Origin of the sequence: Bacillus sp. Bvel1, assembly GCF_014872755.1 — a bacterium.
GTDB lineage: Bacteria > Bacillota > Bacilli > Bacillales > Bacillaceae > Bacillus > Bacillus velezensis.
The window spans coordinates 457657-484172 of sequence record NZ_JAAOBZ010000008.1 but is presented as its reverse complement, the minus strand read 5'-3'; the positions used below and the strand labels follow the sequence as shown (position 1 = coordinate 484172).

At 45.3% G+C, this 26516-nt stretch carries 20 protein-coding genes; 16 read left to right on the top strand and 4 right to left on the bottom strand.

All coding sequences use genetic code 11. The features are described from left to right. Nucleotides 1-68: 68 nt before the first annotated feature. Nucleotides 69-2714 carry an N-acetylglucosaminidase gene (locus tag HAP68_RS16740; RefSeq protein ID WP_024085878.1) on the top strand — a complete coding sequence of 882 codons (2646 nt, stop codon included), beginning with the start codon at nt 69-71 and terminating at the stop codon, nt 2712-2714. A 60-nt stretch (nt 2715-2774) separates the two neighbouring features. Here HAP68_RS16740 and HAP68_RS16735 read toward each other — a convergent pair whose 3' ends face one another. Then, on the bottom strand, nt 2775-3941 hold the full coding sequence (locus HAP68_RS16735) for a CDP-glycerol--glycerophosphate glycerophosphotransferase (RefSeq protein WP_024085877.1): 1167 nt from the start codon (nt 3939-3941) through the stop codon (nt 2775-2777). A 32-nt stretch (nt 3942-3973) separates the two neighbouring features. After that, complete coding sequence (locus HAP68_RS16730) at nt 3974-4744, bottom strand: WecB/TagA/CpsF family glycosyltransferase (protein WP_003151360.1); 771 nt, start codon at nt 4742-4744, stop codon at nt 3974-3976. A 355-nt stretch (nt 4745-5099) separates the two neighbouring features. Here HAP68_RS16730 and tagD point away from each other — a divergent pair, with 355 nt between their 5' ends. From tagD to tagH, 5 genes are all read left to right on the top strand, one after another. Next, nucleotides 5100-5489, top strand: a complete 390-nt coding sequence (tagD, locus tag HAP68_RS16725; RefSeq protein WP_003151361.1) for a glycerol-3-phosphate cytidylyltransferase — start codon at nt 5100-5102, stop codon at nt 5487-5489. A gap of 137 nt (nt 5490-5626) precedes the next feature. Then, nucleotides 5627-7165 (top strand): glycosyltransferase family 2 protein, encoded by a 1539-nt coding sequence (locus tag HAP68_RS16720; protein ID WP_014305939.1) that lies wholly within the window; start codon nt 5627-5629, stop codon nt 7163-7165. Between the two features lie 49 nt (nt 7166-7214). After that, nucleotides 7215-9389 carry a CDP-glycerol glycerophosphotransferase family protein gene (locus HAP68_RS16715; RefSeq protein ID WP_024085875.1) on the top strand — a complete coding sequence of 725 codons (2175 nt, stop codon included), beginning with the start codon at nt 7215-7217 and terminating at the stop codon, nt 9387-9389. 185 nt (nt 9390-9574) lie between these two features. Continuing rightward, nucleotides 9575-10402: an ABC transporter permease gene (locus HAP68_RS16710; RefSeq protein WP_003151365.1), complete on the top strand. Its 828-nt coding sequence runs from the start codon at nt 9575-9577 to the stop codon at nt 10400-10402. A 20-nt stretch (nt 10403-10422) separates the two neighbouring features. Then, the gene (gene tagH, locus HAP68_RS16705; protein ID WP_024085874.1) at nt 10423-11967 is read left to right on the top strand and encodes a teichoic acids export ABC transporter ATP-binding subunit TagH; all 1545 of its coding nucleotides are present in this window, start codon (nt 10423-10425) and stop codon (nt 11965-11967) included. Between the two features lie 39 nt (nt 11968-12006). Here the strand turns inward: tagH and galU are convergent, their stop codons facing one another. Continuing rightward, nucleotides 12007-12891 carry a UTP--glucose-1-phosphate uridylyltransferase GalU gene (gene galU, locus HAP68_RS16700; protein WP_003151367.1) on the bottom strand — a complete coding sequence of 295 codons (885 nt, stop codon included), beginning with the start codon at nt 12889-12891 and terminating at the stop codon, nt 12007-12009. A 228-nt stretch (nt 12892-13119) separates the two neighbouring features. Between galU and wecB the strand changes: the two genes are divergently transcribed. Beyond that, nucleotides 13120-14259, top strand: coding sequence for a non-hydrolyzing UDP-N-acetylglucosamine 2-epimerase (gene wecB / locus HAP68_RS16695; protein WP_015387618.1), 1140 nt, complete (start codon nt 13120-13122; stop codon nt 14257-14259). A gap of 32 nt (nt 14260-14291) precedes the next feature. Here the strand turns inward: wecB and tagU are convergent, their stop codons facing one another. Further along, the gene (tagU, locus tag HAP68_RS16690; protein WP_003151369.1) at nt 14292-15209 is read right to left on the bottom strand and encodes a polyisoprenyl-teichoic acid--peptidoglycan teichoic acid transferase TagU; all 918 of its coding nucleotides are present in this window, start codon (nt 15207-15209) and stop codon (nt 14292-14294) included. 181 nt (nt 15210-15390) lie between these two features. Between tagU and HAP68_RS16685 the strand changes: the two genes are divergently transcribed. The 9 genes from HAP68_RS16685 to tuaF all read left to right on the top strand — a co-directional run bounded on the left by HAP68_RS16685 (nt 15391) and on the right by tuaF (nt 26506). Beyond that, entirely contained in the window at nt 15391-15708 is a 318-nt protein-coding gene (locus tag HAP68_RS16685; RefSeq protein ID WP_003151370.1) for a hypothetical protein, read from the top strand. Nucleotides 15709-15740: 32 nt separating this feature from the next. Beyond that, complete coding sequence (locus HAP68_RS16680; protein ID WP_003151371.1) at nt 15741-17861, top strand: SpoIID/LytB domain-containing protein; 2121 nt, start codon at nt 15741-15743, stop codon at nt 17859-17861. A gap of 21 nt (nt 17862-17882) precedes the next feature. Next, a complete protein-coding gene (locus HAP68_RS16675; protein ID WP_015387619.1) occupies nt 17883-19373 on the top strand; it encodes an N-acetylmuramoyl-L-alanine amidase in 1491 nt (496 codons plus the stop codon). 218 nt (nt 19374-19591) lie between these two features. After that, nucleotides 19592-20251, top strand: a complete 660-nt coding sequence (locus HAP68_RS16670) for an exopolysaccharide biosynthesis polyprenyl glycosylphosphotransferase (protein WP_003151373.1) — start codon at nt 19592-19594, stop codon at nt 20249-20251. Nucleotides 20252-20287: 36 nt separating this feature from the next. Continuing rightward, the gene (gene tuaB / locus HAP68_RS16665) at nt 20288-21736 is read left to right on the top strand and encodes a teichuronic acid biosynthesis protein TuaB (protein ID WP_003151375.1); all 1449 of its coding nucleotides are present in this window, start codon (nt 20288-20290) and stop codon (nt 21734-21736) included. Continuing rightward, nucleotides 21733-22929: a teichuronic acid biosynthesis protein TuaC gene (gene tuaC / locus HAP68_RS16660; protein ID WP_024085873.1), complete on the top strand. Its 1197-nt coding sequence runs from the start codon at nt 21733-21735 to the stop codon at nt 22927-22929. The genes tuaB and tuaC overlap by 4 nt, the downstream gene beginning before the upstream one ends. Before the next feature lie 4 nt (nt 22930-22933). Next, a complete protein-coding gene (tuaD, locus tag HAP68_RS16655) occupies nt 22934-24274 on the top strand; it encodes a UDP-glucose 6-dehydrogenase TuaD (protein WP_024085872.1) in 1341 nt (446 codons plus the stop codon). A gap of 67 nt (nt 24275-24341) precedes the next feature. Beyond that, on the top strand, nt 24342-25829 hold the full coding sequence (gene tuaE, locus HAP68_RS16650) for a teichuronic acid biosynthesis protein TuaE (RefSeq protein WP_024085871.1): 1488 nt from the start codon (nt 24342-24344) through the stop codon (nt 25827-25829). Next, a complete protein-coding gene (gene tuaF, locus HAP68_RS16645) occupies nt 25826-26506 on the top strand; it encodes a teichuronic acid biosynthesis protein TuaF (protein WP_024085870.1) in 681 nt (226 codons plus the stop codon). Before tuaE ends, tuaF begins: the two co-directional genes overlap by 4 nt. Nucleotides 26507-26516 lie beyond the last annotated feature (10 nt).

Genomic DNA, 26516 nt, shown 5'->3' with positions numbered 1-26516 from the left:
ATGAAGAAAGCGGGCCGATAAATAAACTAGTTTGATAGAAACCAATTGAATCAGAAAGAGGAGAAGGAATGAAAAAGAGATTCGTTGCACCTATGTTATTGTCCGCCGTTTTCCTTGTCTTTAGCACCGTTACACAGCACGCCGAGGCCGCATACAGCGACTACTCCGTTTACGAGCTGGAAACGAAGCAGCAATTTGCTTCTGAGAACGAGGCGCTTCAAGCGGCAGCGAAATTGAAAAAGGATACGGGGTGGCAGGCTGACGCAAAGAAAGCCGGAAATGCGCCGCTCACTTATCAAATCTCAGCTTCAGGCTTACACGATGAAACGGATGCGAAAACCGTGCTGAAAGATTTTACGAAGCAGACGGGCGTGGCCGGCACTTACAGCGCAAGCGGAAGCAAACAGCCGTACGTGACCGTCACATCAGGCGTTCTATCAGACGAGCGGCAGACGAAAAATCTTCTTGCCGAACTGACGAAAAAAACGGGCGTGACCGGCGCCGTCAAGCCGGCGGGGACAAAACAGCCGTATAAGCAGGTCGTGACTTCTGAGATGGCGGCCGATGCGGATGCAAAAGCGCTCTCGCAAGCGTTGACGAAGCAGACGGGCGTGAAAGCGTCATACCGTCAGATCAAACGAGAAACAGCCCGGTTTCAGATCCAATCGGGAACAATCTCCGGCGATCAAAAAGCCGCTCAAATTCAAACTGATTTTCAAAAGGAAACAGGATTGCAGTCGTCGCTGAAAGTCACGGCAAAGGCCAGTCCGAATATCACCGTGACAGCCTCTGGCATTTCAAATGCAACTGATGCGGCAGGTTTAGCGAAACAGCTGCAGCAGAAAACAGGCGTCAAAGGGAACGTTCAAAAGTATGCCCAAAGCAAAACAGCAACCGTGTATAACGTGCAGTCAGGATATTTTAACGGAGTAAGCGCCGTACAAAATGCTATCACCCAAATCAAGAAGAATACGGGTGTCAGCGGAAGCTATCAAAAAGCCGGCAAGAAGAATAATTACACGGTCGCGATGAGCGGACTGACGGCTAAACAGCTGCAAAGCGTGCAAGCTTTCTTTAAAAAGAAAAAATGGCATTGCGACGCATCGCCTGTCAAAAAGACAGCATCAGTGTCCGTTTACCGGATCACGGCAGGGCAGCTTACCGCTGCAAAGGCAGAACAAACGGAGGCGTTTTTCCGCCAGCAGCATGTAAAGACGGCAAGAACAGCGGCGGGAAAAACAGCAGAAAATGAATATCAGCTGCTTTCTCAGCAGACGGCAGACCAGTCGAAGATAAAAAAAGGATTGAATCTGCTGGCGGGATATAAACTGACTGCCATTTCAAAAACGATATCCAAGCAGACGGACACAACGTACCAAGTCACAACCGAATCATTGCTTGATACGGCAAAGATCAATCAATCGCTGGATTTTTTCAAAGGGAAAAAAGTATCCGCCTCCGCACAGAAAACAGGTGAAGCGGCGTATACACAATTCAGAATTGAAACGGCACCGCTGCTTAAGAAGGAAGACATTGACCGCGTGACTGCTTTTTTCAAGCAAAACAAAGCGGCCGGCACTGTGAAGGAGACGGGGAAAACCGGCTCTGCACAATACGTCATCAAAACCGAAAAATTCAGCAGTAAAACCGTTTTAAATAAAAGCATGAGCTTTTTCAGCGCCAAACAATTACAGGCCGGCTATACGAGTGAAAGCCATCCGGTTTATGAACTCCGCATTCGCAATCAATTCACGGGAGCGCAGTCAGCGGACGCCGCCTCCCAAAAGCTGAAAAAGCTGTACGGATGGACGATGGCTATTCTGAAAATAAAAAACGGATCGCAAATCATGAACACCAATTACAACATCTCGCTGGCAGATATGGTCAAAAAACAAATGACGGTCAGCCCGCAGACTGATGCCGCGGCTTATGTATCGCTTACGTACATCAATACGGCTTCCGGAACGGTCACAGCCGACGTCCTGAACGTCCGGTCAACCCCGGAAGTCAGCTCCGGCAATATTATCGGGCAGTTGAAAAAAGGCGATAAAGTCAGCATCACAGGCCAGACAAACGGCTGGGCCAAACTCAGCATGGGCTGGAGAAACGCCAGCAGTGACGAAGTCGGGCAGTACGTCAATCCGGCTCACTTCGCACAAGACAGCAAGTATTACTTTCAATTTCTGAAGCTCTCTCAGACAGCCGGACTGAACGCATCGGAACTGAATCAAAAAGTGCTGGTCAATAAAGGAATACTGACAGGGAAAGGCCAGGCCTTTATTACAGCCGCCGGCAAATACAGCATCAATGAAGTGTATTTGATTTCGCATGCTTTGCTTGAAACGGGCAATGGCACGTCAGAGCTTGCGAACGGCATTATGTATAATGGTAAAAAGGTTTACAACATGTACGGCATCGGGGCTTATGACAGCAACCCGAATTACTACGGCGCACAATACGCGTATAAGCAAGGCTGGTTTACTCCGGAAGCCGCGATTATCGGCGGAGCCCAATTTATCGGTGCGTCTTATATTCACAATCCTTCATACGAGCAGGATACGCTGTATAAAATGAGATGGTCTCCAGCCGCGGCTCATCAGTATGCGACAGACATCGGCTGGGCGTATAAGCAGGTAAACCGCATGTACAGCTTATACTCACTGCTGGATGATTATACGCTTTACTATGATGTTCCCGTGTATATGAAAGTATAAAAAAAGGGCTGAAGTGTATGCTTCAGCCCTTTCTTCATGCAAAAAACACCCGCCTCAGATTCAGGCAGGTGCTTCAGCACAATTTTTCATTTTTGTTTCCGCAAATTTCAATAACGCTTCACTCGAATTCCCATCTGAATACATATTCCATTTGTCCGAGAACCGCTTCATTTCTTCTGCATCAAATGGCTTTTTCGTCATTTCCTCCAAAAGAGCTTCGCTGTCATGACAAGCCTTTCCGGGAATGACGGAAGTATAATTATCGATTAAACCGCGTTGTCGATCATATTCCTCCAGATCATACGTGAAAAAGAAAATCGGTTTATTTAAGAGCGCGAATTCAAAAGGCACGGAAGAGTAATCCGTAATTAAAATATCAGCCGCTTTCAAGAGATCATGAAGACGCATGTCAGACACGTTCTTGATCAATTCGCTTTCAAACGAAGCCGAAATATGATGCAAAACGGCAGGATGAAGCTTTACAAGCAGCATATACTCTCCGTTTAACGCGTTTGTGAGCTGTTCTTCGGTGAATGGCAGCCGAAAGGACTGCATATCATAATCCCTGAATGTCGGTGCGTACAGGATGATTTTTTTCGGCCATTTGTGCTTCGGTTCGGGCTTGTGTTCTTCATAATAGACGTCAGTCAGGGGGACACCCGTTTTTAACAGCTGGCCGTCCCGTATGCCGAACGACTTTTTAAAAACGTCAGCCATCGCGTCTGAACCGACGGTGACAAAGTCAAACGAGCGGTACACTTTTTTAAAACGGCTGATATCTGATGCCGGACGGTTTTGATTCGTCACATCCTCAAGGCCGAACTTTTTCAAAGAGCCGTTCGCATGCCACACTTGAATACATGTCGTTTGCGGCCGGCGGTTTAAGACGCTTGTCATAAGGAAATAGTTATCTGTTATCACCGCTTTGCTCTTAAAAAGGATCAAAACCGCCTTCAAAAGATGCAGCGGATGTTTTTCGTTCAGATAAAAAGAGCCGAGTCCTTCCAGCTCTTTTTTCAGACTGACGGCGTGTCTCGTATACAAAACCGTCACTTCATAAGAAAGCGATTCAGCGTGCGCTTTGTAAGAACGGATGAGAGCCTGTGCATTCTCTTCAAAAGATACCAGCAGGGTCAGATGGTTCTTGGGCTTTACAGGCTTGAACAAAACGCCCAGAACAGACAGATATATAGAATAAAAAGCGGCGAATAAAGATCGCAAGTTCATAGATTACCAATCTCTTTTGCTGTTTTATTTGTTTAAAGCTGTTTCGTTTGATCTTCTGCCTGCTCGGAATACAGGCTTTTATTTGATTTATTATTTCTCAAAACGGTAAAAGCATACTTCGGAATGTTCAGCATCCTTTTCCATCTCCACGGATTCGTCACCAGTCTGTACAGCCATTCCAGATTCGTTTTGATCATCCATTCAGGGGCGCGTTTCACCGTTCCGCTGAACACATCAAAGCTTCCGCCCAAACCGATCGATACAGCCTGAGGGAAAAGATGTTTGTATTCATAAATAAATTGTTCCTGATGGGGATATCCTAAGGCGACAAACACGAGATCGGGTTTCGCCCGGGAAATCTGTTTGGCGACGAAGCGTTTATCCGCTTCATAACCGTTGCTGGCTCCGACAACCTCAATATTCGGATACTCTTTGCCGATCCGGTTCAAAACGGCGTCAAGCACGTCTTGCTTAGCTCCGTATAAAAATATTTTTTTAGACTGCCGGTTTGCGAGACCGAGCAGCGACAGAAATACATCGAATCCCGCAATTCTTGATTTCAGCGGGTGCTGCGTCAAACGTGACATTAACACGACGCCGATACCATCCGGCAGGACGAAATCCGCGGAAGAAATGACTTGATGATAACCTTTGTCTTTCGCCGCAGCGTATCCGATCTCAGGGTTGACCGTCGCAATGACGGCTCCTTGCTTTTGCGCGATATAATAAGTGTCTAAATATGAAATAAACTCCTGTAAATTTCCATTAACATAAGAAAGGTTGTGCACCATTTCAGTCTGCATCTGCCGTCCTCCTTTTTGTACGGGATTTTCTTTCATTTTTTCGTGACTTAAGCTAAGCTTTATTTTAACATAATACCTTCAGATAAACTTAACAATAGTTTTACAAAAATATAAATAAGATAACAATTTCTTTAATCAACCGCGCAAAAACCCTGCTAAACTCCTATTGTAATAACATTTGTTAATAAGTGGAATTTAACTTCGTTTTACATTAGCTTAACCTTTTCAGGGCTATGTGATATAATGAGGTTCCATGAGTACGAAATTGGCACTTTAGTGATTAAGGATACAGCTGCGCAGCATTTCAGGGCAGTTGCTTGTTATACGTATGATGATAGAAAGGAGCTTTTGTTTCATGAAGAAGGTCATTACTTACGGAACGTTTGATTTACTGCATTGGGGTCATATTAAACTGCTTGAGCGCGCAAAGCAGCTTGGAGATTACCTAGTTGTTGCCATCTCAACAGACGAGTTCAACCTGCAAAAACAAAAAAAGGCCTACCACAGCTATGAACACAGAAAGCTGATTCTGGAAACGATCCGTTATGTCGACGAAGTCATTCCGGAAAACAGCTGGGATCAAAAAGTACGTGACGTAGCGGATCACAACATCGACGTGTTCGTAATGGGAGACGATTGGGAAGGCAAATTCGATTTCCTTAAAGATCAATGCGAAGTCATCTATCTCCCTAGAACCGAAGGCATTTCCACCACACAGATTAAAAAAGAAATTGCCGGGGTGTAATTGAAACATTCGGATATACAGATGATAAAGAAGTACTCCCTCCGGATAGGGAGTACTTCTTGTAATATAAGGTTATTTTCGCTATATTTGTTATGCGCTTTTGAAAAAAAGCTAGACAATAAGAGGAGAATTTAAAGATGAATCTTAGTAACTTTTTTAAGTTGAATAAAAAAGAGTCCAAGCCGTCCATAGAAGAACGCGAATATACCATTTTAAACAAAGAAGCATTGGCGGAAGAGAAGAAGGTAGCGGTAGTCGTTCCTGTTTATAATGCAGAAGAATATGTAAGGAAAACAGTTGATTCTGTGATCCTTCAAAACATCGGCTTTCAGCATATTTCTTTAATTCTGGTAGATGATTGCTCTACCGATGATTCCAGAAACATCCTGACTGAGTACGCCGAATTGTATGAAAATATTACAGTCGTCTTTTTGAAAGACAACACGGGAACTCCGGCTTATCCGAGAAACTTGGGAATTGAGCTGGCAAATGCGAAGTACATTACATTTTTGGATGCGGATGATTGGTTTGCGCCGAACGGGGTTAAAATCTTATTTGACATGCTTGAAAGAGATCATGTAAATTATGCGGTCGGAAAAACGATCGAAATGCAGGTGAACGGTCAAAAAACGATCGGGAAACATGAGTCTTCGCTGAACAGAGCGAAGGTATCGCCTTTTTCAATCCGGCATATTTTCTATCATCTGGGCCCGCGGGCAAGAATGATGAACTTACAATTTCTAAAAGATAACGATATCAGATATCCGGAAATGAAATTTGCTGAAGATAAGCAATTTTTTATGGATGTTCTTTTGGCGTGCGGAGATATTTCAACGTCAACCGAACCGGTCTATTATCTGAACAGAATGGACAATAATGAGTCGCTGACAAAGCAGACCAATATAATGGAAAAAACCGACACGAACATAGCCGTAATGAAGTATATTCTGAACAAAAAATTAGATACTGAAAAAGAGAAGATGGCGATGAACCGCCTGATTGAATTCGATTCCATTACGCGGCTTTTCGATCGGATGCACTTCCTGAAAAGCGAAAACAAAGAAGCCTACTACAATAAATTCAATGAAATTCTGAATGTGTTAAAGAAGACGAAATACGATATTTCCGAGACATTTTTTCATCCGATTCATAAAACAGCCTACCGTCTGCTGACTCAAAAACGGTATGATGAGGTCGAAAAGCTGTTCCGCTGGTCCAAAAAAGAGCCCGATAAAAACATCGTGACGAAAGACGGACTGGCTTATTTAGAAAGCCCGCTGACGGATGAAGAAAATAAACTGGTCGAACTTCGCATGCACGGAGAAACGGAAAGCGCGGTGTTCGCCGATCATAAATTCACCGTTACGTTCCGCTTGTTCGGACAGGACAGAAATAATGCCCAATATATTCAGTTTCAGCACAGAGATAACATGAAAGTACACCACCAGTTTCCGGTTCAGTCACTGGGAGACGGGCGGTACGTCCTTGAAATCCCGTTAAGTGACATTGAAAAAGTCGGACTTGGCGGTTATATTATGTATGTCATTTATAACGATTATGAACGTGTCATGTTAAACAGAGAAGACGGTGAAAAGGTGACGGCAGAAGCGAACGGACTGCAATATCAATTCTACCGGACGGTGAAGGAGAACCTTTCACTGAAAGTAACAAAATGATGATTGTGATTGGATATGTTTAATTGAAACAGAGGAGTAGACTTATTTTATGGGTATAGAAAATCCTGTCAGATACAAGTTAAAACATCTTAACATAAAGGAAGAGACATTCAGCATTACGATATCCTGTGAAAATGTCACTGCAGGGGAAGAGCCTTCTCTTCAGATTATAAATCGTAAAACAAAAGCGGAACTTTCCGTCCCTCTGAAACGGTTGGCCGGAGAGGGCGGAGAGTACCATGCTGTCATGAGCACGGATCTGCTTTCTGACCATACGGACGGCAAAGGATGTCTGGATTTCTATGTCTCCTTTATCAATGATGACAGTGATATCAGTAAAAAACGGTTAAAATCCAGCCTTGAACCTATTGAACTGTCTTCTTATAAAGATGAGGCTCATCATATGTACTTTTTCCCTTACACGACGAAGAAAGGGAATTTCTCCTTAAAGCTGCTGCAGAAAAAGTTCGTCACGCGGATTGATGAAATGGAGCTCGAATCTGACGGCAGCTTACATCTGAAAGGTTTTGCATTCCGGCTGAATGCGGCAGAAACCTTAAAGATAAAAGAAAAAAACCTGATTCTGAAAATGAAAAAAGGAAAAGAAGAGGAGCCTCTCATTCTGAAGTATCCGCTTCACGACGTGCCGAGACACGACCTTGATGAATATGTTCAGGACACAACGATGCTTGACACGATAGGCTTTGATACAAAAATTGATTTGAATGCTGTTTATAAAGAATTGAATCAGCAGCTCATCTTTCAATTCCATATTCAATTCATTTTTGAAGATGCCGGGACAGGTGAAGAGGTTATCACCAACAGCAAACCGTTAAAGGTTCTGAAATCTGAACATGTAAACCCTAACCAATTCACGGTTCTGAAAACGGAAAAAGGGCCTGCCAGATTTCACGTTTTCACGAAAAAGAAAACGAAAAATCTCCACCTGAGAATGAACGATTACAGCTTCAGCACCCGCGTGGAGTATTTTGTGAAAGGTAAGCTGAAACGGGGCGCTTCCTTTGTACGCAGGAGAAAGAATAAGCTGAAAAAGTTCATTGAGAAAAGAATACAGAACACTTACAAAGCAGGATTCAGATTTGCAGGAAAACTGCCTGTCAAACAGAAACTTGTCATGTTTGAAAGCTTTGCCGGAAAACAGTACAGCTGCAACCCGCGGGCGATTTATGAATACATGAGCAAAGAGATGCCGGAATACCGTCTCTGCTGGAGTGTAAACCCCGCTTACTCACAGACATTTAAAGATAAAGGGATTCCTTATATCGAACGCTTCACGTTCAAATGGCTGTTTGCCATGGCAAGAGCCGAGTACTGGGTTGTCAACAGCCGTATGCCGCTGTGGATTCCGAAACCTGAGCATACGACATATGTCCAGACATGGCACGGCACGCCTTTAAAGCGCCTTGCCGTAGATATGGATGAAGTGCATATGCCCGGAACAAACACTGAAAAATACAAGCGCAACTTTACGACAGAGGCTTCAAAGTGGGATTACCTGATTTCACCGAACGCATATTCAACCGAAATATTCGCCCGGGCGTTTCAGTTTAATAAAACCATGATTGAATCGGGATATCCGCGGAATGACTTCCTTCAAACGGATAACAGCCCTTCTGTCATTAAAGCGCTGAAAGAAAAAATGAATCTTCCGCAAGATAAAAAAGTGATTATCTACGCACCGACATGGCGGGATGACCAATTTTATAAGAAGGGAAAATACAAGTTTGACCTTGATTTAGACCTTCACCAATTGAGAGAAGCGATCGGCGACCGTTATGTCATTATTTTACGGATGCATTATCTCGTGGCGGAAAACTTTGATCTCGGACCGTATGAAGGATTTGCGTATGATTTCTCCAGCTACGAAGATATCCGTGAGCTGTATATGGTCTCTGATTTACTCATAACGGACTATTCCTCTGTCTTTTTTGACTATGCGAATCTGAAAAGACCGATGCTGTTTTATGTGCCTGATATCGAAACGTACCGGGATAAACTCAGAGGGTTTTACTTTGACTTTGAAAAAGAAGCGCCCGGCCCGCTTGTCAAAGAAACAGGTGACGTTATCAAATGGGTCAATGAAACGGAATCAGATGATTATAAGCTTCCGGATTCGTTCGGGCCTTTTTACGAGAAGTTCTGTTATTTAGAAACCGGAGAATCGTCTGAAAAAGCCGTAAAAGTGATTTTCGGGGACAAGTAAATAAGTGCAAAAAAGCATAATTTAACCACGTTAATTATGCTTTTTTGCTTAAGTGACGGCATGTTGCGCTCATGGGACTCAGGCTTGTTATGAAGTGAAAAATACATCGTAATCTGTTACAATTATGAGCGGTGCTTTTGTAAGTCAAAGCTATTACCTAAAACTTACGACTAAGGAAGATTAGAATGAATGCATTGGTAAAAATTCTGAAAGAGCAATTCAACTCATTTCCGCTGATTATGCGGCTTGCAGTGTACGAAACGAAATCAAAGTATCAAGTGAACTATTTGGGTATATTGTGGCAGTTTCTCAACCCTATGATTCAAATGCTGGCTTACTGGTTCGTATTTGGTCTCGGGATTCGCGGCGGACATGATATGGTGCTTGGAAATGGAGACAGCGTACCGTTCATCGTTTGGATGCTGGCCGGCTTAATTCCTTGGTTCTTTATCAGTCCGACGATACTGGATGCATCTAACAGCGTTTTTAAACGGATAAATTTAGTGTCGAAAATGAACTTTCCGATCAGTTCACTGCCTTCTGTAGTGATAGCATCGAATTTATTCAGTTACTTTGTGATGATGGCGATTTATATTATTGTGCTGCTGAGCAACGGACTGTTTCCGACGCTTCACTGGCTGCAATATATTTATTACTTGTTTTGCATGATCAGTTTTATGTTTGCTTTCGGCCTGTTTAATTCAACCATCAGCGTATTAATCAGGGACTATCAGTTTTTGCTTCAAGCCGTCACAAGGCTTCTCTTTTTTCTTCTGCCGATTTTCTGGGACATTGCGGAGAAATTTGGAAACAGACCTGAAGTTTTGACCATCTTGAAGTTAAACCCTCTTTTCTATATTATCGAGGGCTTCAGAGACAGCTTTATGGAAGGGCAGTGGTTTTTCCACGATGTGAAATACACGCTGTATTTCTGGTTCGTCACACTGCTGCTGTTAACAGTCGGTTCACTTCTTCATATGAAATTCAGAGATAAGTTTGTTGACTTTCTTTAATATAGTAAGGAGATTATACGATGAAACTAAAAGTTTCGTTCAGAAATGTTTCAAAACAGTATTTTCTATATAAAAAACAGTCTGACAAAATTAAAGGATTGTTTTTCCCAAACAGAAATCAAAAAGGTTTTTTCGCTGTCCGAAATGTTTCTTTTGACGTCTATGAAGGGGAAACGATCGGATTCGTAGGTATCAACGGCTCGGGAAAATCAACGATGTCCAATCTGCTTGCAAAGATCATTCCGCCGACAAGCGGTGAGATTGATATGAACGGGCAGCCGTCTTTAATCGCGATTTCTGCCGGATTAAACAATCAATTAAGCGGCAAGGACAACATCCGTTTAAAATGCTTGATGATGGGTCTCAACAATCGGCAGATAGACGAGCTTTATGAAAAAATCGTTGAATTCGCGGATATCGGCGACTTTATAGATCAGCCTGTTAAAAGCTATTCAAGCGGTATGAAATCCCGTCTCGGTTTTGCCATATCGGCGCATATGGACCCTGACATCCTTATTATTGATGAGGCGCTCTCAGTAGGGGACCAGACTTTCTATCAGAAATGTGTGGACCGCATTACGGAATTTAAAGAACGCGGCAAAACGATCTTTTTCGTCAGTCATTCCATCGGACAGATTGAGAAAATGTGTGACCGGGTGGCTTGGATGCATTACGGCGAAATGCGTATGTTCGACGAAACGAAAGCCGTTGTAAAAGAATATAAAGCTTTTGTGGAATGGTTCAACAAGCTTTCAAAGAAAGAAAAAAAGAAATATCAAAACGAGCAGATTGAAGGCAGAACGCGGGCAGCCGAGGAACAGAAAATCACTCAGGCGCAGCAAAAGAAAGCGAAGCCTAAATTCATTGCCAATACGATACAGATTACGCTGCTTGCATTGCTGGCTGTCGGCGCAGGCGCTTCGATGTTTTCAGACAAGCCTCTGCGTGCGATCACATCTTTCGGTGACGTCAAACAGAGCGATGCCGGCCTTTATGAGTCTGTGAATAAACCTGCTTTGGTAAAAGCTGAAAAGGCGGACCTTTACACTGAAAAAGATATAAAAGGAAAAGCCTCCGCAAGTGTAAGTTTCGGCACGAAGGTGCAGATAGAAGCCGAGAATAACCAGGCGGCTAAAGTGAAATTAAACGATAAAGAGTACTTTATGAAAAAGACTGATCTGTATAAGGTGAACGCTTTAAAAAAGACGGATGTTCAGCTGAATGATTTCAGCGGCAGTTTATCAAGCCAAACAGCAGAAGAGTTTCTCTCATATCTCAATAAAAGCCGGGACGATGTGCAGCGTAAATTGAAAAATCCAGCTGCGGGACAAACGGCTGACGGACGGAACGTATTAAAAGCATCCGATGCAAAAACGGATGTAGTGATTGACAATGATACAGTCTCCGAAGTGGTTTTTCATTTATCGCGTCCTGCAGACATCTCAGCTTTAAGTGAAAAAGGCGGCAGCAAAATCAATCAGAATTTGCTCATGCTTAAAAACCAGGAATATACTTTTTCTGTGAACAATGCTGATAAGACACTGACGGTAACGTCTAAAAAGTAAAGATCACATAAAAAAAGCTGCCGGATTCGGCAGCTTTTTCTATTCGTCAGCTTCTTCTTTTTCAAGAAGATCCTTCATGAACGGAATTAATTTATGGCGGATATCCTGATCCTGTAAGGCAAATTCAAGCGTCGTCTCGATAAATCCTAGTTTTTCACCGACATCGTAACGTTTTCCTTCGAAATCATAAGCGAAGACACGCTGAATGTCATTGAGCTTTTGGATGGCGTCCGTTAATTGAATTTCTCCCCCTGCACCGACTTCCTGCTGTTCAAGGTACATGAAAATTTCAGGAGTGAAAACGTATCTTCCTAAAATAGCCAAGTTGGAAGGAGCTGTGCCCGGTTCAGGCTTCTCTACAAAATTTTTGACCTGGTAACGGCGGCCTTCATTTGTTAACGGATCGATAATTCCGTAGCGGTGTGTGTCGCTTTCAGGAACTTGCTGAACACCGATGATGGAAGACAATGTTTTTTCGTATTCATCCATCAGCTGACGAAGTCCCGGTTTTTCAGCCTGGACAATATCATCGCCGAGAAGAACGGCGAAAGGTTCATCGCCGATGAAGTTGCGTGCGCACCAAACGGCATGACCGAGTCCTTTTGGCTCTTTTTGGCGAATATAGTGGATATCCGCAATATTTGACGATTTTTTCACTTTTTGAAGCAGTTCGATTTTCCCTTTTTCTTCTAAATTGCGTTCCAGTTCAGGGGCATTGTCGAAATGGTCTTCTATTGCTCTTTTTCCTTTTCCGGTTACGATAATAATATCTTCGATGCCGGATTCGACAGCTTCTTCGATAATATACTGAATTGTCGGCTTATCAACGATTGGAAGCATTTCTTTAGGCATTGCTTTTGTGGCCGGCAAAAAACGAGTGCCTAAACCTGCTGCCGGAATAATGGCTTTGCGTACTTTCTTCACTGAATAACACCATCCTTGTTTCTGCAAAATCTTTTTTTCAGAACTATAACCTAGTCTTTTTCCACTTTACCACAATTGATTAAAATTCACACCTTTTAATCCGCTTTCAAAGAGTCTTGTAACGGTTTTTGCTTTGTTTGCCATTAAGCTTTACAATATCTAAGAAACGGCATAAATATGTTAACATGAAGGGATATCCGACATATAAAACGAGGTGCAGACAAACCGTTGAAAAAACTAAAAGTAATGACCGTATTCGGTACAAGACCTGAAGCAATTAAAATGGCTCCGCTCGTATTAGAGCTTGAAAAATATCAGGAAATTGATTCGCTGGTGACTGTAACCGCACAGCACAGACAGATGCTGGATCAAGTGCTTGAAGCATTCAGCATCACGCCTGATTTTGATTTGAATATTATGAAAGAGCGTCAAACGCTTTCAGAAATTACATCTCATGCTTTGCTGAAACTGGACAAGCTGTTTCAAGAAGTAAAACCAGATATCGTTTTGGTCCACGGAGATACGACGACAACGTTCGCCGGAAGCCTTGCCGCCTTTTATCATCAAATCGCCGTCGGCCATGTGGAAGCCGGTCTGCGTACGCAAAATAAATACTCTCCTTTCCCTGAAGAAATCAACCGGCAGATGACGGGCGTGATCGCTGATGTGAATTTTGCGCCGACAAGCCAGGCAGAACAGAATCTGCTTGCTGAAAATAAAAAGCCGGATTCTATATTTATCACGGGAAATACGGCGATAGACGCGCTTCAAACGACAGTGCGGGAAGACTATTCTCATCCGATTTTTGACAAGCTGGAAGGAAGCAGGATGATTCTTTTGACAGCGCACAGACGTGAAAATTTAGGCAGGCCGATGAAACAGATGTTTAAGGCCGTCAGAAGAATCGTTGAAGAGTTTGAGGACGTACAAGTCGTTTATCCCGTTCATTTGAATCCCGCAGTTCGTGAGGCCGCAGAAGCCCATTTTGCTGATTCGGACAGGGTGCATTTAATAGAACCTCTGGAGGTCGTGGATTTCCATAACTTCGCTGCGAAAGCAAATTTCATTTTGACCGACTCAGGCGGGGTTCAGGAGGAAGCGCCTTCTCTCGGAAAGCCGGTCTTGGTGCTTCGGGACACAACCGAGCGCCCCGAAGGAGTGAAAGCCGGGACATTGAAGCTGGCGGGTACAGATGAAGAAACGGTGTATCAGCTGACAAAACAGCTCTTAACCGATCAGGCCGAGTATGAACGGATGTCAAAGGCGTCAAACCCTTATGGTGACGGATCGGCCTCAAAACGGATTGCGGAAGAACTGCTTTATCGGTACGGCTATAGAAAAACCCGTCCGCAGCCTTTTACAGAATAAAAAAAACTCTGCATCATATGCAGAGTTTTTTATTATTTCAGGCTTTCTTTTAATTCTTTTTTGACTGAAGCGAGGCTTGCTTCATCTAATTTGTAATAATAGATATTGTTGATTCTCGTTCCCGTTCCCTTCAGTTCATGCTGAGTGACTTTGCTGCGGGCGTTTTTATAGTCAGTCATAACCGTCCACATATCATCGAATGACATGTTTGTTTTCATATTGTTTTCAATGACCTTAAACATATCTCCGAATTTCGTGACAGACGAGATGTTTGCCCCCTTAGAAATAATCCCTTCAATCACTTGGCGCTGCCGCTGCTGTCTGCCGAAATCCCCCCGGGGGTCTTCTTTTCTCATGCGGGTGTAGGCAAGTGCTTCTTCGCCGTTCAGGCTGATGTTCCCCGTTCCGAAAGAATGCCCGTCGTAGTTGAAGGCGAACGTGCTGTTCACCGTAATCCCGCCGAGTGTATCCACGGTATCTTTGAAGCTCTCCATGTTTACTTTCACAAAATAATCTACCGGCACGTCGAGCAGGTCCTCGACGGTATCCGCGGCCATTTGGGTTCCGCCGAAGGCATAGGAGTGGTTGATTTTATCCATCGTACCTTTGCCGGAGATTTTCGTATACGTATCGCGCGGGATGCTGACCATTTCCGTTGTATTCGTTTTAGGATTGACGGTCATATAAATCATCGTGTCCGCGCGCCCTTTGTCATTTTTCCGCTCATCGACTCCCATGATTAAAACAGAAATCGGATCCTTCTTTCCGAGATCTATATCCGTGTCACGTTTGTCCGATTTTTTTAAGTCTTCCTGAATGCTTGCCACCGTTGAAGCCGCTTTGTGCCACAAGTAGTAGACGTAGCCTCCTGATGATAAAACTAACAGCCCGATGATTGTTACGATTGTCAGAAGAACCTTTTTCTTCTTTCTTTTTCGTTCAGCTCTCATTTGTCATCACCTTTTCTATTAACTTTCATGATGCAATTTACTAATCTTTATAAACCCAGTCATATTTTTACTTATAACCATGTAATAGACGAAATTCTTAAAAAAAAGGTTACAAAAAGACCTTAAAATTACCTTAAAAAAAAGTTAGTATAAGACGATACATAAAGATGAGGTGAAAAAAATGAAAAAAACTATTGCAGCTTCGTTCTTAATACTGCTTTTTTCTGTTGTATTGGCAGCGTGCGGAACGGCGGAACAATCAAAGAAGGGAAGCGGTTCTTCGGAGAACCAGGCTCAAAAAGAAACGGCATATTATGTCGGTATGGCGGATACGCACACAATTGAAGTAAAAGTGGATGATCAGCCCGTCAGCTTTGAATTTTCTGATGACTTCTCTGATGTTCTGAATAAATTCAGCGAAAATGACAAAGTCAGCATTACTTATTTCACAAATGATAAAGGCCAAAAAGAGATCAAGGAAATCGAGAAAGCAAAATAATACACCATGATCAGCAAAAGGCGGGATAAAAATTGAAGAAAACAATATGGGCTGTCTGTTTTTCTGTGATATTCAGCCTGGCTTTATTACCGGAAAGCACTTTTGCGGCCAGTTCTGATATCTCAGTAAAACTGACGAATTATATTGGTAATAAATCGACTCTGAATATCGAACCTTCAGGAACTTATAAACTGACGGGAAGCGATGTGTCCTCCGTTGTCAGATTGGGAGGCGCGTCCAAATATGATACGGCTAACGCCGCGACATCTAAGTATTGGAAAAACCCGTCCAACGTAGTCGTCGTGAATACGGACGCTTATTTTGCGGACACGCTTTCCGTCATTCCTTTAGCGAATAAACTGAAAGCGCCTGTTCTGCTGACTGAAGCGAAAAAACTGAGCAGCAGCACAGAAGCGCAAATCAAGAAATTCAATCCGGATAATATTTTAATCATCGGCGGGACGAACAGTATTTCGTCAGCCGCGGAAAAGACATTGAAGAAATACGGCCGTACGAAACGGATCAGCGGAAAAAACAGATATGATCTGTCCAAAAATATTGCGGCCGAAATGGGCAGCTATGACCAGGCGGTCGTAGTAACGGGGGATGTATATACGGATGCGCTGGCAATCGCGCCATATGCCGCGCAAAACGGCTATCCGATTCTTCTGACGAAAAAAGACTCCCTTCCGAGCTACAATCTGCCTAAAAAAGTGATCATCATGGGAGGCACTTCAAGCGTCAGCAAAGATGTGGAGAATCAAATTAAAAAGAAGGCCTCGGTCACCAAACGAATTACCGGATCAAACAGATATCAAATATCAGCAAACGCAGTCACTTCGCTTGGCATGGATGCAAGCAAAACGGTGGCTGCCAACGGGACTAAATTAGCGGACATCGTAGTCGGATCAAATATTGCCGCCGCAAATCACATGCCGCTTGTATACATCAAAAAAAGCGAAACACCCGCCGACGAGGCCGGCCTTTTTAAAACGAAAGGCACCTATTCTTATACATTAATAGGCAGCGCGAATTCAATTGCCGATTCAGTTAAGGCTGCTTACGCAAAAGAGTTTTATCTCGTAAACGGAAAGACGTACCGTATTGAAACGTCCGGCGGCAAATTAGGCGTTGCAGGCATTAACAGCGGAAAAACGTCTTTCAAGGCGGTTCCTGAAAAATATTCAACAGCAAACACAATCAGCATTGACGGGAAGCCATATCTGGGGAATATGAGTTTCACTGCTGAATCCGGCAAATATGTAAGACCCGTTAATGAAAACATTCCTTTTGAGGATTATCTGAAAGGTGTCCTGCCGAATGAAATGCCGGGAAGCTGGCCGACAGAAGCGCTGAAAGCCCAGGCTGTTGCCGCCCGCACCTACTCTATCGGCAAGATGGGACAAACAGTCGCGGATACAACGGCCTTTCAGGTTTACGGGGGATACAGCTGGTATCCAAACGCCACCGCAGCCGTTAACGGAACAAAAGGGAAAGTGCTCACTTATTCCGGCAGATTGATAGATGCCACTTACTCATCAAGCAATGGCGGTTACATGGAAGCCGGCGATGAAGTGTGGGGATCGAAAGTGCCGTATTTAGTAGCCAAAAAGGACACAAAAGATCCGGAAATCAGCTGGTCTTTAACATTGCAGAAGCAGCAGCTGCCAGCGGGTCTGGATATGAAAAATCCCGCATCCTGGTGGTCTAAAACAAACGAAGCAAATGCTGCGCAGCTCAACGGAATAAAAAATTGGCTGATGAAAAATAAAGAAACCAATGCAAGTTCCATAAAAATTGCAAGTATCTCTGATCTCTCGCTCACCGGAAAAACAAAAGGCCAGCGCGCGGAAGACGCCGCGGTGAAGGTCACGTACCATGTGAATGACAAGTCGAAGGGCTATGTCATGAACAAGACTGCATCTGTTGAGGTGAAAGCGTCTGAACTTAGGACGATGATCGGAGCTTCATCTTTTAAAAGCACATACGCCAGTGCGTCCGGTAATTCTTCGCAAATCACGATATCAGGAAAGGGATACGGTCACGGCGTAGGAATGAGTCAATACGGAGCAAAAGAAAGAGCGGAGGCCGGAGAGCCGTATACTTCTATTCTTGCGTTCTATTATCCTAATACAGCACTTACAAACTACTAAACTTCTGTGGAGGAGATCGGATTGAAATTCATCATAAAATGTCTCCCCGTCTTTATTCTCGGGGTCATTCTATTTGTCCCTTCCGCTTTGGCTGACAACACGGTTAAAAGGATCGGCGGAAGCACCCGGTATGATACGGCTGTACTGGCGGCAAAACAATCATGGGGTGAAGCGAAAACGGTAATTATCACCGGCGGAACTTCATATGCCGATGCAATTGCCGCTGCGCCGCTTGCATATCAAAAAAATGCGCCGCTGCTGTTTACAAATAAAGATCAGCTGTCTGCCGGCACAAAAAAGGGATTAATTGATTTAAAAACGAAAAATGTGATTATCGTAGGCGGCACACCTGCCGTTTCGAAAAATACCGCAAATCAAATTGCTAAATTAGGCATCAGTGTCAAACGGTTATCAGGGAGCACGAGATATGCCACAGCCGCAAAAGTGGCGGGTGAAATGACAAGATCTTCTACAGCCCTTGTGGTCAACGGGTTTGTTGATGCGGATGGAATGGCTGCGATTTCTTATGCGTCCGCTAAAAAATATCCGATTTTATTCACTAATGATTCAACGTTAAATGGTTCTGCGTCCAATGCGATCAAAAGCTTAGGGATTAAAAACACGATTGTCATCGGCGGGACAAGCAGCATCAGCAGCTCACTTTATAATAAGCTGCCGAACCCTTCGAGAATCAGCGGCAAAAACCGCTATAACCTGTCTGTGAATCTTGCAAAAAAGACAGGCTTAAGCACAGGCTATACGTTTGTTACCAATGGCTTTAAAGAGGCGGATACCATCGTCGGAGGCGTGCTGAGCGCCAAACAGGGAAGAGTTCACCTGCTGACGAATGGAGACAGTCTGTCAAAAGACGTCCGGACGTATATCGGAAGTAAAAACATCACCAGCTTCACCGTCATAGGAAGTGCTTCATCTTTAAGCAACAATGCCGCGTCGCAGCTTAAAAATCCCGTTGTCGGCAAAACGGTCTTTATTGATCCGGGACACGGCTATCAGGATTCAGGTGCAACCGGAAACGGCTTGCTTGAGAAAAATGTAAACCTTGATATCGCTACGCGTCTTAACAATCAATTATACGGCGCGGGCGCGCTTACTGTAATGTCAAGAAAGGGCGACACCTTTGATTCGCTTGAGGAGAGAGTGAACAAAGGGGCGAAGGCGAACGCCGATATTTTCATCAGCGTCCATGCAAATGCGAATGATAACAGCAGTGCAAACGGTACGGAGACGTATTATGATAAAACCTACCAATCGGCAAACAGTCTGAGGCTTGCCCAAAATATTCAGCCGAGAATGGTTTCTGCTCTCGGCACGCGTGACCGCAGTGTGAAAACTGCCGGATTTTACGTCATTAAGTATTCTAAAATGCCGAGTGTCTTGTTAGAAACCGGTTTTGTCACAAGCCCGATTGATGCCAATATTCTAAAACAATCAACGAAAAAGGACAGACTCGCGGCGGGGATCACCCAAGGCGTTTCCTCCTATTTCAGATAATTTTTTTCATGGAAACAGACCGGTTCATACCGGTCTGTTTTTTTATTTTTTCATTATGCTTTGTCTCAAATATGGATATGAATAGATTTACAATAAAAAAACAATAATCGAAACATTCTAATAAACATTAACGTTTCCTTTACTTCCAATTAACATCCATCTGCTAAACTCACGGCATAGGTCATCAAACATCCCAACAAATCGTGAGGTGTGTGTCAGTGGGAGCAGAGAAAAGCATGAATGTAAATAATAACTATGCAGTGCGGCAGGGGACTTCCGCTGCCGTTACGGAAAGAACGGCCCGTTATTTGGCTTTTAAGCGATTCATGGACATTGTGTTTGCGCTTGCGGGGCTTTTGGCGGCGCTCCCGGTGATGGGCCTGTTCTCCATACTGATTCGTTTGGAGTCGCCCGGCCCGGCTTTTTACAAGCAGGAGCGGGTAGGCAAAGATGGGAAGCCGTTTTATTTGTATAAGCTCCGCTCTATGAAAATAGATGCTGAAAAATCGGGGGCGGTCTGGGCGCTGAAAAAGGATCCCCGCGTGACAAAGGTCGGCGCTTTTATCAGAAGGACCCGTATTGATGAGCTGCCGCAGCTGGTAAATGTCCTTCGGGGAGAAATGAGCCTGATCGGCCCGCGTCCCGAGCGTCCCGTGTTTACGGAACAGTTTCAGGCTGAGATTCCGGGGTTTACGGAGCGGCTGGCCGTTAAGCCGGGATTAAGCGGCTGGGCGCAGGTCAACGGGGGATATGACATGACACCGAGGGAAAAACTGATGTTTGACTTATATTATATCCGCAACCTGACCTTTTCATTGGAACTGAAGATTATGCTCAAAACGTGCAAAGTGATCTGGACCGGTGACGGGGCGCGATAAAAATTCTGGTCAGCAGACAAAAAAGTAGGGAAAACGATGCCTAGTATTACAAATCAAATTTTGAGCGGCGCCAAATGGACAAGTATTTCGACAGCGTGTATTACGGTCATTCAAATCGTCCAATTCGCCCTGCTCGGGCGGGTCATGTCACTGGCTGAATTCGGCCTTGTCGGCATGATCACAACGGTAGTGGTGTTTGCCCAAATTGCGCTTGATATGGGTTTTGGCGCCGCGCTCATTCAAAAAGATCATGTGACTGATAAACAGATGTCTTCCTTGTACTGGCTGAATATCATAACGGGGCTTGCGCTGTTTGCGCTGCTGTTCTTCAGCAGTCCGCTCATTGCCGATTTTTATCGGCGGGAGGAGCTTGTCTATTTAATCCGCGTGCTGGCCGTCATGTTTTTAATCGCGCCGATCGGTCAGCAATATCAATATATGCTGCAAAAAGCGCTGGCATTTAACACGCTAAGCAAGATTGAAATCTTTTCAAATGTGCTGTCCTTCGTTTACTTGGCGGCTGCGGTTTTTTATACGGACCCGATTCTCGCCTATGTGATTTCCCAGGTGCTGCTGCAATCGTCAAAAGGTATTCTGTACTGGGTGTCCTGCAGAAAAACATGGAGACCGGCGTTCGTTTTTGATCTGAAGGGAATGAAAGGCTTCTTTTCTTTCGGAGCCTTTCAGCTGTCTTCCCGGCTTGTGAACCGGCTCGGGGCGAATATTGATATGATTCTGATCGGCAGTTTTATCGGCGCCGAGGCGCTCGGCATTTACAATCTGGCCTACCAGATTGTCACGCTTCCGGTATTAAAAATCAATCCGATCATTACGAGAGTCGCGTTTCCCGTCTTTGCGAAAAACAAGCATGAAAACAGCGTGATCAGAGAAGGTTTTCTCAATATGACCAAAATACTCGCGCTGATATCCTTTCCGCTTTTGCTCGGTTTGGTTTCAGTATCGGATGCATTCGTGGCTTCGGTTTTCGGAGAAAAATGGCTGGCGGCTGTCCCGGTTTTAAACGTTCTCGCCATCGTCGGGATTTTAAGGGTTCTGATGAATCCGAACGGATCTGTGCTGCTGGCAAAAGGGCGGGCCGATCTGGCATTTTATTGGGACGCCGGGGTGATGCTGCTGTATGGTGCATCTTTGTACGCCGCCGTGCTGTCCGGAAATCTCTTGACGGTAGCCTGGACGTACGCTTTCATCAGCATCCTGAATTTCCTGATCGGGCGCTGGCTGCTGGCATATGTCATTAAGCTGCGGCTGTCGGCTTACTTCAAAGCCGTGGCCAAACCGTTTCTGCTTACGGCGGCAATGGGTGTCATCGCCTTTACAGCCAGCTTCGGGACGGAGCGGATCAGCCTTGATGTCAAGCTGCGGCTGGCGATCTCCGTAGCCTGCGGAGCATTGTGTTATTTGTTCCTGTTAGGAAAAGCTTATCCGCATATGAAAAGTAAATTAAGAAAAGGACGTTTGCTATGAAGGTATTGTGGATGACAAGTGTATATCCGAGCAGTGAGAAGCCGGGAGAAGGCGTTTTTCATGAGACGCAGGCCCAAGAACTGAGAAAGCTTGGCGCGGAGATGACTGTCATTTGTCCCCGGCCGAAACTCGCCGCGCCATTCCGGGTGCTGAAAAAGACGTATCGGCAAAAGGATATAAGGCCGGCGCATGAATGGCGGAAAGGCGTGTCCGTCCACCGGCCGTTTTATCAGGCGGTTCCCGGGCAGCTGAAATGGGCGCAGCCGCATAAAAGAATGGCGTCATCGGTTCTTTCCGAAATTAAAAATCATGGCCTGAAGCCCGATCTGATTCACGCGCATTTCGCCATGCCGTCAGGCGGAGCTGCCGCCATTGTGTCAAAGGCTTTAGGCATCCCGTATGTGCTGACCTTGCATGGCAGTGATGTCAATGTCTATCCGCATTACAGCAAAAGCGCTCATCGCGCATTTACATTTGCGGTGCGGGAAGCAGCCGATATTTACGCTGTGAGCGGCAGTCTGCGGGAACAAATGAAAAAGCTCATCGAAGCGGAGTGCAGCGTGCTTCCGATCGGCATCACGCTTGACGCCTTCCGAAAAAGGAACGAGACGAAAGAAGCCGTCAGAAAACGGCTCGGCCTTCCTCCGGATAAAAAACTGATCGTGTTCATCGGCAGGCTTGTCAAAGAGAAAGGTGTTTTCGACTTATCAAAAGCCGTTCAGTCATTGGATGAAAGATATGAAGCTGTCTTTGTCGGTGACGGTCCCGCCGCATCTTCATTACGTGAAGCCGCTCATATCGTCACGGGGCAAGTGCCGAACGACAAGGTACAGGACTATCTGCTGGCCTCGGATATAATGGCGCTGCCGTCCTACAGCGAAGGCATGCCGACTGTGGTCATTGAGGCGCTCGCTCTGAAGGTGCCGGTGATCTGTACCGATGTCGGAGGATTGGCTTCTTTATTTGGGAAATATAGAGGTTTGCTGATCAAGCCGGGTTCACCTGATACGCTGGCAGAATCCATTCTGCAATATGACGAAGGAGAGGCTTGGACGCCGCAAACAGCCGAGGAACTTTATCAAACCGTCCGCACGTATTTTGACGCAAGCCAAAACGCGAAAACGCTGAAAGAGAAATACCGGTCCGTCATGAACCGGCCCGGGCAAGAGGAGAACCTTTCGAAAGAGGGATGAAGCTGTGAAAAAAATCGCTGTATTAGGAACAGGGTATGTAGGTCTTGTATCTGGAACTTGTTTTGCGGAAATCGGCCATCATGTGACTTGCTGTGACATCAATGAAGCGAAAATCAGAAGCTTGCAAAACGGAGTCATCCCGATATATGAACCGGGGCTTGAGGAATTAGCCGAAAAAAATGTCAGTGACGGGCGGTTATCCTTTACGGCCGATATTGAGCCGGCTGTGAAAGCCGCTGATATCATCTATATCGCCGTCGGTACGCCGATGTCAAAGACGGGTGAAGCCGATCTGACCTACATTAAGGCAGCGGCGCAAACAATCGGAGAACAGCTGAACGGATACAAAATCATTGTCACCAAAAGCACTGTTCCGGTCGGGACGGGAAAGCTCGTTTACCAAATCGTCAGCGAAGCGTCAAAGGGAACATATCCGTTTGATGTCGCGTCAAATCCTGAATTCCTCCGCGAAGGTTCGGCGGTGCGGGATACGATGCAGATGGAGCGGGCGGTTATCGGCGCCACAAGCGAACATGCCGCTTCGGTCATTGAAGAGCTTCATAAGCCGTTCCGTACGAAGATCGTAAAGACCAATCTTGAAAGCGCGGAAATGATTAAGTATGCCGCAAATGCTTTTTTAGCCGCCAAAATATCTTTTATTAACGATATCGCCAATATTTGCGAACGTGTCGGGGCGGACATTTCTCACGTGTCAGAAGGCGTCGGTCTTGACAGCCGGATCGGGAATAAATTTCTGCAGGCGGGCATCGGATTCGGCGGATCCTGCTTTCCGAAGGATACAACGGCTTTATTGCATATCGCAAACGCCGCCGGCTATCCATTTGAAATGATGGAAGCCGTCATTGAAACCAATCAGAAGCAAAGGGTCCGTATTACGGAAAAATTGAACCGCGCCATCGGTCCCTTAAAAGGGAAAACCGTGGCCGTACTGGGGCTGGCCTTTAAACCGCATACAAATGACGTCCGCTCCGCCCCGGCTCTTGATATCATCACAAGTCTTAAAGAGCAGGGCGCTCACGTGAAAGCGTATGATCCGATCGCGATTCCCGAAGCGGCAGCGATATTAGGAGAAGGCGGCATTGAATATCACGCAGAGATGTACAGTGCCATCAAAAGCGCGGACGCATGCCTGATTACAACAGATTGGCCGGAAGTCAAGGAGATGGATCTTCAGAGAGTGAAGCGGCTGCTCAAACAGCCGGTCATCATTGACGGCAGAAATATGTTTCCGTTGGAGTATATGAGGGTTTCAGGATTCACTTATCATTCCGTCGGACGTCCGGCGGTTCATGCCGATCGGCAAATAAAAGAACTGGCAAGATAGAAAAAGATTTGTCTTCAGGCTCTCGGCAGCCCGGCTCGGCTGCCGGTTTTGGAAAGGGGTTTGCCATGTGAGTATCAAACGTTCAGCGGCACATGTTCTTGTGCTGCTTGCCGCTGTCATTACAGGAGGATTCATCATGCTGGAGGCGGTCAGGGCGGATGCCGGCCTCGGAAAAATCACCGTGCTGCTGCTTGCCGCCATGATCGGTATTGCCGGACTTGCTTTGCTATCCGCCTTTACAACAAACGGTCAGATGTTTATGGGGCTCATTTATATACTGATCGCGTGTACATTTTTAAACCAGGCCTTCTTTGCGGTTCATCTCGGATTTTTCAGCTTATTTATATACCGGCTGTTATTAATCGGAGCGGGCGCCCTACACATCGCCGGCATCCTGACAAACCGTCATCATATTGACAGATGGAATCGGGTGAATGTAAAAGGGGTTCTGATGTTTTTCGCCTTATGGTTTACATACGGTCTCCTATCGTTATTGTGGGCAAAATCCGTGACGTACGGGATTAAATATTTAGCTTTAATGGGAATGGGCATGTTTTTGATTTATCTTATTGTCATGTTCATTCAGCGCTTTGATCAGCTGATGGTTTTTTACGGCATATGGCTTGTGATGACCATTTTTGTGATGGCGATCGGCTTTTACAACCATTTTACACACAACCATCTGCCGAGCTCCACGCTTTATAACGGCCCGCAGTACAAACAGCATTATCCGACGTCCGTTTTCTTTAATCAAAATGATTTCGCGACGTTTTTGTGTATCAGTTTCTTTCTGTATGCGGCGGCGGTGAAAAATTTGAAAAACGGCTATGTGAAGGCCGTCAGCCTGCTCTTAGCGATCTGCGCTTTGTATTTAATCATTTTGACCGGTTCGCGCGCGAGTCTGCTGGGCATATGCGCGGGGGCGGCTGTATACGTCTTCATCCTGCTGCCTTATCTGTTGAAAAAATTCGCGCTGTACGCTGCGGGAGCGGGTGCTGCGCTGTTTGCGGTTTTATTTGCGGGCCGTATCACCAATGCCGTCTTGAATCTGTTTTCAGCTCCGCAGGCGATGCCGGGACAGCAGCCGCTTCCTTCCAACCTCGCGAGGGCGAATCTTTTAAAGAACGCCTTTCACTATGTGATTGATTCCTGGGGGTTCGGAGTGGGTGCCGGAAACGTCTCTTACTATTTAAAAGCGGAGCCCGTTTATGATACGGGCGGCGTAGTTGAGGTGCACAACTGGCTCGTCGAGATTATGGCGAACTTCGGCGTACTTACGATGCTCGGTTACCTGACAGTCTATTTGTTCCTTTTTTGGACACTTTATAAATGTCATGAAAGAAAATCGGAAAATCAGTCAAGACTGATCACAGAAGGACTTATCACGGCGATGGCCGGTTTTTTGGTAAGCAGCATCAGCCCAAGCTCCGTATCAAATTTATTTTTCCACTGGGTATTTCTCTCGCTCGTGATCGCGGCGGTCAATATATTGAGGCGTTTACAAAAGGAGCCTGCCGTCACGGCGTACTATGAAAAACAGGGAGATGCGAGATGAAGGATATGTTGACAAGAATAACCCGGCGTATCAAAAAGAATATCATTTGGATCATTGCGCTGCCCGTTGTGTTAGGGGCGGCGGGATATGTATTGCCGTCAAAAATCAGCGGAAACAGCAGTTTTACATCAGAAGCCGCGATCGCCGCGGGAAATTATGATCATCCGCTTTATAACAATACAAAAGAAATCCCGCTCCTTTTGACGAGCGATGCCTTTTTAAAGCAGGCTCTGCCTGATAAAACAGACGAAGAAAGAGCGGCCGTGAAAAGTAAACTGACTGTCGAAACACAATCAGATTCATTGATCACGGTCAGCTGCAGCGGCCAAAACAAACAGGAAACCGAATCGGTGTTTCAAGCCGTCATAACAACTTTTCTGAAGAATGATCAGGACCTGTTTGAAAAACGGGCAAAAGTAGTGCGGCAGAGTATTGCTGCGCTTGAAGGAGAAACCGTCAGCGCGGACGCCAAAGTGGATAAGGAACGATTTTTATACGAATTGAAAAATACGCAGCTGAACCTGAAAGCGGCCGGCGTCATCAATTCAGAAGCGATGAATGAAACGGCGGGTCAAGGCATGCCGCCGAAAAAGAAAGCGGTTCTGGGCGTTTTAATCGGCATTGCAGTTGCCTTTATGTTCATTGTCATTCCTGAGTTTTTTAGAGAGTCCTTGTAAAAATCTGCGA

Coding starts and splice junctions, on each gene's coding strand:
- tuaF (WP_024085870.1), top strand. CDS start 25,826: ATGAAGGATATGTTGACAAGAATAACCCGGCGTATCAAAAAGAATATC.
- tagH (WP_024085874.1), top strand. CDS start 10,423: ATGAAACTAAAAGTTTCGTTCAGAAATGTTTCAAAACAGTATTTTCTA.
- tagU (WP_003151369.1), bottom strand. CDS start 15,209: ATGAGAGCTGAACGAAAAAGAAAGAAGAAAAAGGTTCTTCTGACAATC.
- tagD (WP_003151361.1), top strand. CDS start 5,100: ATGAAGAAGGTCATTACTTACGGAACGTTTGATTTACTGCATTGGGGT.
- HAP68_RS16715 (WP_024085875.1), top strand. CDS start 7,215: ATGGGTATAGAAAATCCTGTCAGATACAAGTTAAAACATCTTAACATA.
- HAP68_RS16685 (WP_003151370.1), top strand. CDS start 15,391: ATGAAAAAAACTATTGCAGCTTCGTTCTTAATACTGCTTTTTTCTGTT.
- HAP68_RS16740 (WP_024085878.1), top strand. CDS start 69: ATGAAAAAGAGATTCGTTGCACCTATGTTATTGTCCGCCGTTTTCCTT.
- HAP68_RS16720 (WP_014305939.1), top strand. CDS start 5,627: ATGAATCTTAGTAACTTTTTTAAGTTGAATAAAAAAGAGTCCAAGCCG.
- HAP68_RS16730 (WP_003151360.1), bottom strand. CDS start 4,744: ATGCAGACTGAAATGGTGCACAACCTTTCTTATGTTAATGGAAATTTA.
- tuaC (WP_024085873.1), top strand. CDS start 21,733: ATGAAGGTATTGTGGATGACAAGTGTATATCCGAGCAGTGAGAAGCCG.
- tuaB (WP_003151375.1), top strand. CDS start 20,288: ATGCCTAGTATTACAAATCAAATTTTGAGCGGCGCCAAATGGACAAGT.
- HAP68_RS16735 (WP_024085877.1), bottom strand. CDS start 3,941: ATGAACTTGCGATCTTTATTCGCCGCTTTTTATTCTATATATCTGTCT.
- HAP68_RS16710 (WP_003151365.1), top strand. CDS start 9,575: ATGAATGCATTGGTAAAAATTCTGAAAGAGCAATTCAACTCATTTCCG.